Source organism: Komarekiella delphini-convector SJRDD-AB1, assembly GCF_014831675.1.
Taxonomy (GTDB): Bacteria; Cyanobacteriota; Cyanobacteriia; order Cyanobacteriales; family Nostocaceae; genus Komarekiella.
Genome location: NZ_VJXY01000020.1, coordinates 18,723 through 30,238 on the forward strand (window position 1 = coordinate 18,723; position 11,516 = coordinate 30,238).

Annotated in this window: 12 protein-coding genes and 1 tRNA gene; 6 read left to right on the forward strand and 7 right to left on the reverse strand. The window is 42.5% G+C overall.

Annotation, left to right across the window (positions count from 1 at the left end; translation table 11 throughout):
- Positions 1-43 precede the first annotated feature (43 nt).
- From FNW02_RS18630 to FNW02_RS18640, 3 genes are all read left to right on the forward strand, one after another.
- Complete coding sequence (locus tag FNW02_RS18630; protein ID WP_191759001.1) at positions 44-952, forward strand: helix-turn-helix domain-containing protein; 909 nt, start codon at positions 44-46, stop codon at positions 950-952.
- A gap of 76 nt (positions 953-1,028) precedes the next feature.
- Positions 1,029-1,793, forward strand: coding sequence for an enoyl-CoA hydratase/isomerase family protein (locus tag FNW02_RS18635; RefSeq protein WP_191759002.1), 765 nt, complete (start codon positions 1,029-1,031; stop codon positions 1,791-1,793).
- Between the two features lie 10 nt (positions 1,794-1,803).
- Entirely contained in the window at positions 1,804-2,289 is a 486-nt protein-coding gene (locus FNW02_RS18640; RefSeq protein ID WP_191759003.1) for a VOC family protein, read from the forward strand.
- Between the two features lie 25 nt (positions 2,290-2,314).
- Here FNW02_RS18640 and dnaN read toward each other — a convergent pair whose 3' ends face one another.
- From dnaN to ruvB, 7 genes are all read right to left on the reverse strand, one after another.
- The gene (dnaN, locus tag FNW02_RS18645) at positions 2,315-3,475 is read right to left on the reverse strand and encodes a DNA polymerase III subunit beta (protein WP_191759004.1); all 1,161 of its coding nucleotides are present in this window, start codon (positions 3,473-3,475) and stop codon (positions 2,315-2,317) included.
- A 371-nt stretch (positions 3,476-3,846) separates the two neighbouring features.
- Positions 3,847-4,725, reverse strand: coding sequence for an NAD(P)-dependent oxidoreductase (locus FNW02_RS18650; RefSeq protein WP_191759005.1), 879 nt, complete (start codon positions 4,723-4,725; stop codon positions 3,847-3,849).
- 346 nt (positions 4,726-5,071) lie between these two features.
- Positions 5,072-6,277 (reverse strand): class I SAM-dependent methyltransferase, encoded by a 1,206-nt coding sequence (locus FNW02_RS18655; protein WP_191759006.1) that lies wholly within the window; start codon positions 6,275-6,277, stop codon positions 5,072-5,074.
- A 196-nt stretch (positions 6,278-6,473) separates the two neighbouring features.
- Positions 6,474-6,863: a VOC family protein gene (locus tag FNW02_RS18660; RefSeq protein ID WP_191759007.1), complete on the reverse strand. Its 390-nt coding sequence runs from the start codon at positions 6,861-6,863 to the stop codon at positions 6,474-6,476.
- Between the two features lie 213 nt (positions 6,864-7,076).
- Positions 7,077-7,616 carry a GAF domain-containing protein gene (locus FNW02_RS18665; protein WP_191759008.1) on the reverse strand — a complete coding sequence of 180 codons (540 nt, stop codon included), beginning with the start codon at positions 7,614-7,616 and terminating at the stop codon, positions 7,077-7,079.
- Positions 7,617-8,032: 416 nt separating this feature from the next.
- A complete protein-coding gene (locus FNW02_RS18670; RefSeq protein ID WP_191759009.1) occupies positions 8,033-8,839 on the reverse strand; it encodes a tetratricopeptide repeat protein in 807 nt (268 codons plus the stop codon).
- Between the two features lie 179 nt (positions 8,840-9,018).
- Positions 9,019-10,119, reverse strand: coding sequence for a Holliday junction branch migration DNA helicase RuvB (ruvB, locus tag FNW02_RS18675; protein ID WP_191759010.1), 1,101 nt, complete (start codon positions 10,117-10,119; stop codon positions 9,019-9,021).
- Positions 10,120-10,274: 155 nt separating this feature from the next.
- Here ruvB and hisF point away from each other — a divergent pair, with 155 nt between their 5' ends.
- From hisF to FNW02_RS18690, 3 genes are all read left to right on the forward strand, one after another.
- On the forward strand, positions 10,275-11,048 hold the full coding sequence (hisF, locus tag FNW02_RS18680; protein WP_191759011.1) for an imidazole glycerol phosphate synthase subunit HisF: 774 nt from the start codon (positions 10,275-10,277) through the stop codon (positions 11,046-11,048).
- Between the two features lie 99 nt (positions 11,049-11,147).
- The gene (locus tag FNW02_RS18685; protein WP_162394079.1) at positions 11,148-11,339 is read left to right on the forward strand and encodes a hypothetical protein; all 192 of its coding nucleotides are present in this window, start codon (positions 11,148-11,150) and stop codon (positions 11,337-11,339) included.
- A gap of 98 nt (positions 11,340-11,437) precedes the next feature.
- Positions 11,438-11,510 (forward strand) — tRNA-Ala (locus FNW02_RS18690).
- Positions 11,511-11,516: the final 6 nt, after the last annotated feature.

An 11,516-nucleotide genomic window follows, 5' to 3' on the forward strand; every position in this document is an offset into this window, starting at 1 on the left:
TAACTCATCAACATTAGCGATTGCTGAGCATAGTTTCTAACTTATGGATGCCATTTTTGACAAGCTTCCTGATGCACCTGCACTCTCAAGTCAATCAAGAGCTTGGAGTGGCATTCTGGTTGAATATTACCACCACATTGCTAATGAATTGATTGCGCCGCGATTGGCACAACATCTTATTACCCTAAATTGTGGGAAGCCTTATCACCTCATACAAAGATTTGATGGACATATTTTTGAGAAACAGGTTCAGCCAGGCAATCTGATCCTAACTCCAGCAGGTCAACCAACTGAGTGGATTTGGGATAGCGAAGTTGACGTTTTGCATTTGTTGCTTGAGCCTGAGTTTATTAACAAGGTTGTAACAGAGGTATTTGAAGGAAACTCGGCTCAAATTGAAATTCTTAATAGTTTCGCAACTCCTGACCCTAGAATTCAGCAAATTGGGCAGTTGTTATTAGCAGAATTGGAATCTGAGCAATTAGGGAATCGATTTTATGGCGAATCTTTAGCAAATGCGTTAACGGTTCACCTGATTAGAAGTTATTGCACTGTTAAGCCAGTAGTTCGACACAATTCGAGTGGTCTGTCTAAATCTAAGTTAAAGCGAGTGGTTGAATACATTCAAGATCACTTAGATCAAGATTTAAGTTTGAATGAAATTGCTTTTGAGATAAATCTGAGCGTATATCACTTTACTCGACTGTTTAAGCAGTCTATGGGTTTAGCTCCACACCAGTATCAAATTCGCTGTCGAGTTGAGCGTGCTAAGGAACTGCTGCAACAAGGTGAAATGGCGATCGCCGACATTGCCACCCGGGTCGGTTTTTACGACCAGAGTCACCTAAATCGTCATTTCAAGCGCATTGTGGGTGTCTCTCCCAAGGTCGTTCAGCAGAACAGCAAGAATTTCCTATATATTAGCAATAGCGTCCAAGACCGCACTGCCTGAGTCCTCCTACAGTTGAAGTAAATAACGAAAAGCGTCTAGTGCTTACTCCAACTACAATTACAAAGCAGCGATACTCATGGCTAGTTTTGATACTTACAAAGACAGATATGAAAATCTCCGCATGGAGCGTACTGACTCCGGCATCTTGACAGTTACGATGCACACCAATGGTGAGTCGCATATCATGACTGGCAAGTCTCATCGTGAATTTCCAGAAGCGTTTGGAGAAATTGCCCACGATCAAGAAAACGAAATCGTCATTCTCACAGGAGCAGGTGAGAATTGGATTACCAAGATTGATTTTGAGACAGTAGGCGATATTACTAAGCCGGAAGGCTGGTACAACATCCTAACTGAGACCCGTGAAATCTTAGATAATCTTTGTAATATTAGCGTACCCATGATTGCCGCCGTGAATGGCTCAGCCCCGATTCATGGAGAATACGCGTTACTGGCTGATATCATTTTGGCATCTGAAACAGCTTATTTTCAGGACAGTCAGCATTTGCCAGTTGGTGGCGGTGTTGTTCCAGCCGATGGAGTTCAAGTAATTTATCCAGAGGTTTTAGGACGCATCCGTGGGCATTATTTCCTACTAACGATGCAAAAGATTTCGGCTCAAGAAGCGTTGAGTATCGGTATGGTAAACGAAGTTTTACCGTCTAACAAATTGCTAGAACGTGCTCACGAATTAGCTGAACAACTCCTAAAAATTGCACCGATGACTAGACGCTACACCCGCATGATGATGACCAAGAAAATGAAGCGGCTCATCAACGAAAATGTGCCGTATGACATGGGTCTTGAAGGTCTTTCGATCATTGCCAGCATGAAAAAATGAGGAAAAAGCAATGACTCAGATGCAACAGCAAAGTAAAGGTATTGAGAGTTTACAACTAATTAATGTGGCATTATCAGTGATGAACCTCAACCAGGCGATCGCTTGGTACACCGATAAACTAGGTTTCAATCTTAAATACCGCACGTCTGCTATTGAAGGGATTGAACTTGCCCTGATGGAGAAAAACGGACTTTACATAGACTTGATTCACTATCCTGAACCAATCAACTTGGAGCTTGAGTGGAAAGATCCGCCCTTCCACCTACAAATCACTGGCTTACGTAACCTGGTTTTTTTCGTGGATGATATCGAAGCTGCGAACGCTGAATTAAAGGCAAAAGGAGTGTATTTGATGTGGGAAAGCAATTTCCTACCTCACCTGGAAACAAAGGTTACAGCGTTCCACGATATGGATAGAAACTTGATCGCTTTTTGGGAAAAAAACGAGCAAATCCTCAACTATTTACAAACTGGAAACATGAAGAATTCACTATGAAACCAGTGCATTATAAAGGTTATTGTCAGGATCTTATTTGTACAGGCATAGCTAAATAGGTCATTTTCAACCCTCCCAGTGGCGTAAAAATCACTGGAGTCAGACTTTGATTTAGATGCATTTGAATTTCGGAAGATGGTAACTCTTTCAAGCCTTCCATCAGATACTTGATGTTAAAAGCAATTTCTATATTCTCCCCAGAAATCTGTGCCGGCATTGACTCTCTACCACTACCCACATCTTGAGCTTCACAAGATAAAGTAATTTCCTGAGCGTCACTATCAATGCTGAGTTTGACAATATTATTCTTCTGATCAGCTAGCACAGCAATTCGCTCCAAAGTGCTGATGAATTGTCGCCGCTCAATAGTCACTTCTCGCTCAAATTGACGTGGAATTAGTTGCCGATAAGCAGGATATTGCCCTTCCAATGTGCGACTAGTCAAGCGTTGATTTTGCCATGAAAACACAACTTGACCTTGATCGAAATGTAAAGCTATAGGCTCATCTGTTGAGGAGATGTGAGCTAGCATCCGTTGTAGTTCACGTAATGCTCTAGCTGGTACTGTGACTTCTAGTTGAGTATTTCCGTCTATAGGACGCTCGTTAGTAGTTTCTACTACTGCTAAGCGATGTCCATCAGTAGCAGCAAATTCCAGAGTATCTTGTTTAACTGTTAAATGGACTCCAGTAAGTACTTGTTTTGTCTCATCTGCACTCGTAGAAAATAATGAACCCCGCAATCCCTCAATTAATGCAGCAGCAGGGATATGTAATGCTTCAGTATTTTCAATTACAGGTAGTTCAGGAAATTCTTCAGCCCCCATTGCTCGCACTTGATAATGCCCACTCTTGGGTGTGAGTGTGACAATTAAACCTTCACCACCTGTTGCACCTGTGAGGGCTGATTCATCGTCTAGAGTGATTTCTCCTTCTGGAAGACGAGAGGTGATGTCTACAAGCAATTTAGCAGGGAGTGCGATCGCTCCACTTTGCCATACCTCAGCGTTAAAGCTGGTGCGGATACCCAAGCTGAGATCAAAGGCTGTTAAGCTTACCTGGTTAGTTTGAGCATCTGCTTGAAGCAGCACATTGGCAAGTACCGGATGAGTAGGTCGTGACGGTACAGCACGGCTGACGAGTGAGAGGTTTGTACTGAGATCGCTTTGGGCGCAAACTAATTTCATAGTCAGATTCAGCTAGTGAAGGATATCCTAGCACCCTTGTTGTTTATACGCGAGTGTTGACAGTCCAGTTTACCAGCAGTATTTTTACTGCCTACTGAACTACTACTAAAATGATATTTTCTATTTACATAGTAGTAACTGTGGAATTTGTGGAAAACTTGCCACAAGTCTGTTTAACAGATAGTTAAATAAATGACTATCTGTGGAAAACTTGTGGAAAAACCCCCGATGTTTTCCACAGGGTAATTATACTTAATGAAGTTTTTCCCGAAAACCCTAAAGTTTTCCACAGATTTTTCCACAATCTACGTTAAACTTAATCAATTTTTATACTTTACTTAAAGATTCCAAAAAATAGGGCAGAACAAACCTTATTCCTCACTCGATTCTCCCCATTCCTTAATAATAGAAAATAGTGATGAGTAATCAGCATCAGCAAATGACATTTTCACTGCTGTTTGCAAGATTTGTCGGACACCTTTAATACTGCTGAGATCCAATCCACGTGATTTTGCTTCCGAGATAAACAACTCTGTATCTTTTAGCAAATGTTTTGTCGGAAAATTAGGATTGGCATAATCACCAGCCAACATCCGTTGCAGCTTTTTGTCAAATGTAGGCGCATAAAGTGAACTGTCGCGCAATATCTGCATAAACACATCCACATCGACACCTTGACGCTGAACGAAAGCGAGACTTAAAGCAAAGCTAGTTGTTAAGGAAGCTATTAGTTGATTTAGCGCTAATTTGAGCGCCGCCGCAGTTCCCACTGGCCCTATAAGTAAAGGTTCTGCTCCGAAATGTTGCAGTAATTTCAAGTGGCTTTGATATTGTTCTGGCTCAGCACCAACCATTACCATCAGTTTGCCAGCTTGTGCCTCTGGGATGCTTCCTAGTACAGGCGCTTCTAAATATTCACCACCACCTGCAACCACTGCATCTCTGATTTCTTGGCTTTCTGTGGGCGTAATTGTTCCCATTTGGATGATAGTACGCCCTTCTAGAGTGCGCCAAGCAGTATCGGAAAGCAAGACATGATAAATTGCTGGGGCATTAGTAAGCATGAGAATGATGCAGTCAGCCCCACTAATGGCATGGCGGGGGTGTGTCACCACTTCAGCGCCAGCTGCTTGTAGTGGTGCTAATTTTTCTGGGGTGCGGTTGTAGGCAACTAGCTGTATATCTGCGGCTAACAATCTTTGAGCCATTGGTAGTCCCATCAGTCCAGTTCCCAGAAATGCCACCTTCATTTTTCACGTTCCTTTGATACAGTGTCACCGATAGCGAAGCGTTAGCGAGTATTTGAGCGTCGCAGCCCGTCGTAAACATCAATTTTCTATTAATTCAGTCATCAGTTATCAGTGAACAGTGAACATTAATAACTAATGACTGACTACTTCAACCACCAGCAGCAAAAGTAAGCATAATTAAAACTGAAAGTAAGATACCTGGGGTAAGTAGTGTTACTAACAAAAACAATTCATGAGTAGACATAATTAATACTTTTGTCTATGTTTGACTTCACAGTAATCACTGTTATCCTAGTCTAAATAAGACTGATACAGCATTCTTAAATAGAGTTTTAACTTTTCATATTTATGTTGGCTCTGGGAAAGTCAATCCTTTGAGTGGTCGAGAAGTTTCTATCTCTCCTAAACCTTTGCTCTGAACTAGGACTCCAAAGCCACCCAGTCCTGTGGAATCTAGAAGCTGGTGTAGTGCATCCCGCCGTTGTAATAACTCTGAAAGAGGTTGGTTTTGGTAGGAGATGGCAGCAATCCGATCGCCTAAACCCAACGCCATCAAAAACAAAGCCTGCTGGGTAAAGCCAACTTTATCTAAACCACACCGCTCACCCCAGCGTTCCAAAGCTGTAAAATCAACATGGCATGTAATGTCTTGTCGCCCGATATTAATATAAGGGTTGTCATGAAAACGATGGTGATAGTAGCACTGTAACGTACCTTGCGATCGCCTAGGATTATAGTAACGACTGGCAGGATAGCCATAATCAATTGTTAACACATAGCCACGTTGCAAGCGGTCGGCTACTATACTCAACCAATCTAGAGCAGCTAAATTAATTTCGCTACGGTAGCTATCTAGATAAATACTTTGAGCAAAGTTAATTCCTACAAAATCTAAATATTCAGCCAGTTGGGGCGTAGAAGGTTCTCCTGTAACTTCCACAAATGATGGCATGGTAGGAGAAGAAAATACTTCCTCATCTCCCTTATCTGCCTGTGTTGTCACATAAATCTCTCGCAGTTTCCCAGCCTCTAAGCTGAATTGATGCACTGGTAAAGCATCAACTAACTCATTAGAAAAAAAGCAGCCAGTAATCGAGTTAGGTAATATTTCTTCTAGATTGCACCAACGCACTGAGAACTCTTGCAAGCGTTGCTGCTGTTCTTGCCTTAAAGCTGGGGATTTTTCGACAATGACGTATTCCAACGCGTTCAAAAAAGCTGGGTAGTGTAGCTGATAGTACTTGAGAATATGTAATGCCAACACTCCTTGACCTGCTCCCATTTCTACCAGAGAAAACGGCACAGGTTGCCCTAAAATCTCCCACATCTGGAAAAATTGTTCTGCTAGTAACTCACCAAAGTCAGCGCCAAGGTTAGGAGAAGTAAAAAAATCACCACCTTGAAAGCCAATTTTGACTGCATCGCTGCAATAGTAGCCGTGTTCAGGGTGATATAGCGCCATGTCCATGAATTCAGCGAAAGTAATTCGCTGTTGGGGACTATCATTAATACGATAGGCGATCGCTGCACATAGAGCTAGATTGGAGTCCATAAAATTTGAGATTTGAGATTCAGGCATAGAAAATAGGTAAAAAACTATTAATAATTACCAATTCTTAAACCAAAATCCTCGAAGTTCTACACGCTGCAAGCCGACTCACAAACTTCTCTCAAAATTCCAAATTTACCTACTGGTATACAAACCACATAATTGATGGGTGGTTGATGCGGTAAGTGGTGAGAGGATATCAAGCACTCACTAGCGATACAAGCACGCCATTGAGATCGCGGACACGAGCAACTGTCTGTCCCCAAGGTTGTTTTTTCGGCGCGTTTAATCCTTTTGCTCCCGCTCCTATGGCTCTAATATAGGCGGTGGCGACATCAGGCGTGATGAATGATATCTGAATTAATGCTGGTGGTTGCGTGGGATCATTGGCATGGAAACCGCCAGGAAATAACATTTGTGCTTCGCTAATGGAGGAGAAAGCTAGTACAGTGTCTCCGGTTTCGATTTCAGCCCAGATAAACTGATCCATATCTCGGAGAGTGCGACGAAGGAAACCAAATGCTTTTTCGTAAAACTCAACAGTCTTAACTACATCGTCTACCCAGATGATTGTGTAACCAAATTTCACAATTTTTCCTCCTCTTGAATACTGCTGGCAGGTATGCCAATACCGTTGGGTTAAGGAATTTCTGCGTTGAGGTGAGCTGTTATTGAGCAGGGGGGAAGAACTAATTGTCTATCAACTCTTTCCTCCTCTGCTTTCCCTGCCTCCCCTTCTTTTCCGAACTGTATTGGCAGGTATCCTAGCTATTTAACTGTATGCGATTTAAATACACGTAAGTTAACTCTCTAGGATATTGGGATCTGTTGCCAGAGTTTTGGCCTGTGTTTGCATCATTTCTATATCTAATGAAGACCAAGAACGTGGCCCTTGACAGTGATGTGCTGCTAGCAATCCCCATAATCCTCTGGGGATCAAAATTGGTACTACGAGGTTGGCACGAACCTGCATATTGCTGAGAAAATCTCGGTGACAAGCTTGAATTGACTCTAATTCAATATCAGCGATCGCTCTGACTCGTCCTGCCAAATACAGAGCTGCATACTCGTTATTAAAACAATCATCTGGGCCAGTGGAACCAAGTATTGAGAATTCCTGAGAACTCAATGATTCAAATGTTACCTGCCCCTGCCACTGTCCGTAAAAGTAATACAAAACTACGCGATCAACCTGGAGTGATTCTCTCAGTTGATTCGTGGTTTGGCGGACTAACTCATCCCGCTGCATTGTTTTGATCAGACCGTCAAGCAATCTTTGCAAGCCCTCTTCTCTATGGCGATTTGGGCGATGTTCAAATTGTGAGTGAGGATGAATTTGCACAGTTCTCAAATTACGACTAGGTAAATACTGGCGGATTTATTATAGTAATTTATCAAACCTCTAACGAAAAATCACGCTGAATTTCAGTTGCTAATTTGATACTTGTAGAATAAATACCAATCACCAATTTCAGTAAATTGAAGAGTCAATCTTGAAAATAGAAAATTGCCCCAGCCCCTTTGTATAAATCTAAATAAAATCTGAAACTTTAATAATTTCTTTAAGTTTGTATTAGTTAGGAATAATGTTTTGCGATGAGCTATGCCCCGCCGTAGGCGATCGCAGACGGCTTTTTAGAGTCGCTCAGGTAAAACAAGCTGATTAATGGCTAAATTCACGCCAAGTCACAAAGATTTTCTTGACGTGAAATTAAAAAAAATTATTGCACAATTATGCTGTTTACTTAGCGATCGCCTTTACTGGAGTTTCAAGAACTTATCTAAAGCTGCTACCATGCTGGGAGGCCAACGGCGGATATTTGTCACCCAGTTGATGTCTTTATAGCGGGGATCTAGTCCATAAGCTGCTACCCAGTTACTTTCGGCTTCCCCTTGTTCTCCTTTGACCCAATAAGCAGCGGTGAGGGCCGCACGCATATCAGCAAACTTCGGATATTTGCGAACTATGTTCCGCATCTGGCGGATTGCTTGGTCTATTTGACCAGTTTCATAAAGGGCGAGGGCGTAGTTAGCACGAGCAAAAGCAAAATTTGGGGCTATATCATTAGATTTTTTATAATCAGCGATCGCATCTTCCCATTTTCCCAAACCTGCTTTGGCATTTCCTCGATTGTTGTATGCCATTGCATCATTAGGATCAAGTTCTAAAACATGATTATAATCGGCGATCGCATCTTCCCATTTTCCCAATCCCTCTAAAGCCGCACCTCTATTTAAATAAGGATCGGTGACATTTGGAGCAAGTTCTATAGCTTTGTCGTAATCTTTTAGTGCTGCTTGCAACTTATTTTGACTTACCCGCGAATTTCCTCGGTTACTCCAAGCCCCAGCATTAGTCGGAAATTGCTCAATAATCTGTGTCCAGTACATTTCAGCTGTAGCAAAATCGCCTGCATTTGTAGCTGCAAAAGCTTGATTTGCTAACTCATCCCCTTGTTTTAATTGCTCTTGAGTAATGCTGGGCTGTTGAGATTGTGCCATCACTGGTGTACCCCAGCCAAACACAAGCAACAGACTGAGAAAAATAGTAATCAACTTAATCATCTAGCTTTACCTGTGTCCATCTGTGGTCTGAATTCCACAATTTATCATCGCTGGAACTTATGCAATCAGCAAGCATTTATAGAGATGAGGTATGAGCACTAAAAATCACAGACAATTAATTCCCAATGCCCATTGCCCCTTATCCCCAGAGGGGGCCCCAAGTTCCCCAATTTCCATCATTACAACAACGACAACTGTTCATTAGGTGGCGTAAAATCCAAATGCTTGTATGCTGCCTTTGTGGCTATTCTGCCACGGGGAGTCCGGCTTAAATAGCCAATCTGCATTAGGTAAGGTTCGTACACTTCTTCTATTGTTTGAGTATCTTCACCTGTAGCAGCAGCAATTGTTTCTAGTCCAACTGGGCCACCATTAAATTGTTCAATGATTACACTCAGCATTCGACGGTCTGTCCAATCTAAACCGCATGGATCTACTTGAAATAGCTGCAATGCTTCGGCTGCTACGTTTTCAGTAACCTCACCAGATAATTTTACTTCCGCATAATCACGCACTCGCTTGAGTAACCTATTGGCAATACGCGGTGTTCCCCGCGAACGACGGGCAATTTCTATAGCACCATCCTCTGTAACTGGGGTTTTGAGTAATTGAGCACTTCGCAGGACAATTTTGCTCAGTTCCTCAACTTCGTAAAAGCGTAGTTTTTGTACTAAGCCAAAGCGATCGCGCAATGGTGAAGTTAGCGCACCTACACGGGTTGTGGCTCCCACTAAGGTAAACTTTGATAGTGGCACACTCCTAATCCGGGCGCTTGAACCCTTACCAATAGTGATATCTAAGCGATAATCCTCCATCGCTGGATAAAGTATTTCCTCTGTCATCCGTGAGAGACGATGGATTTCATCCACAAATAAAATATCCCCTGGTTTGAGGTTTACCAGTAACCCGACAATATCGCGTGGACGTTCCAATGCAGGCGCACTGGTAATTTTACAGCTGACGCCCATTTCTGATGCTAAAATCATTGCCATCGTTGTTTTGCCTAATCCCGGTGGCCCATATAGCAGTAAGTGATCTAGCACCTCATTCCGAGACTTGGCTGCTTTGATGGCAATATCTAGCACATCTTTCAAGTCTTTTTGACCAATGTAATCGGCAAATCGCTGTGGTCGAATACCCTCTTCTTGCTTATCTTGTTCATCAATAGCAGCTTGTGGTTGCAAAATGTTGTCTGTGGAGGCTGCTTTCGCCGACTCCCGGCGCTGCTTTGGTTCTCCGTTGGGTTCTGGAGGCTGTTTTTTCGAGGATATTATCGCCATAATTCAGCTATCAACGTCAACTTTAGGACTATGTGAGCGCCATTTCGGTCGCAATTTTTGCGAATAAACGCAGGTGCAAAAATTTTCGTTTGGGAATACCCGCGTCAATTTAAAATTTAAATTCCGGTTAATTACCCAGAAGTGCAAAAGTTACTATGTTATCTAAAAGAATCTTACCGTGCTTGGATGTGAAGGCGGGACGGGTTGTAAAAGGAGTTAACTTCGTCAATCTGCAAGATGCAGGCGATCCGGTAGAGTTGGCAAAGGTTTACAACCAAGCCGGTGCTGATGAGTTAGTGTTTCTGGATATTACAGCGACTCATGAAGATCGGGGAATTATTCTGGATGTGGTCTACCGCACTGCTGAACAAGTCTTTATTCCGTTAACTGTAGGTGGTGGCATTCAATCCTTAGAAAATGTTAAAGCTTTGTTACGAGCGGGAGCAGATAAAGTTAGTATTAATTCTGCGGCAGTGCGTGAACCAGACTTGATTAATCGGGCAAGCGATCGCTTTGGTAATCAGTGCATAGTTATTGCTATTGATGCTAGACGACGAGTCGAACCCAATAACCCTGGGTGGGATGTGTATGTACGCGGTGGCAGGGAAAACACAGGCTTAGATGCCTTACTGTGGGCACAAGAAGTTGAAAAACGGGGGGCCGGAGAACTGCTAATAACAAGTATGGATGCTGATGGAACTCAAGCTGGGTATGACCTAGAGTTAACCCGGTCAATCGCTGAAGCTGTAGAAATTCCAGTTATTGCCTCTGGTGGTGCAGGTAATTGTGAACACATTTATACGGCGCTGACCCAAGGTAAAGCTGAAGCAGCATTACTGGCATCTTTGTTACACTACGGCCAATTAAGCGTGGCAGAAATTAAAAATTATTTAAGCGATCGCAACGTACCAGTACGAACTGTTTACTGATCTGTAATTCCTCCATTAATCACATCTACCCTAGGTTAGACACACTTCCTGAAAAGGGTGTTAATATTATTTTACAAGTATTAACAAATATTAAGAAATATGTTGATTCCTATTTTAGTTTTTGATGTGGCACTGGTGGCGTGGTCGCTGCACCTAATGGAAAAAGCCTACGAGAATAAAGAATTTTCTTTAATGTTGGCTGGAACATTAGTTGCTCTTGCGGCTGCTGCCATGTTAGTAGTTTACTTCCTGATGGGCCACTGTATGACGTATTTGTTGCAAGTGTCTTAGCAAGTACTCATCGTCTTGCAGATGAGATTTACACTTAATTTTTAGAAACTACTTGACAAATTAGCAATAATTAATGCAGTATATATAACGCACCTTAAGGGGTTATAGCTCAGTTGGTAGAGCGCCTCAATGGCATTGAGGAAGTCAGCGGTTCGAATCCGCTTAGCTCCATTGATC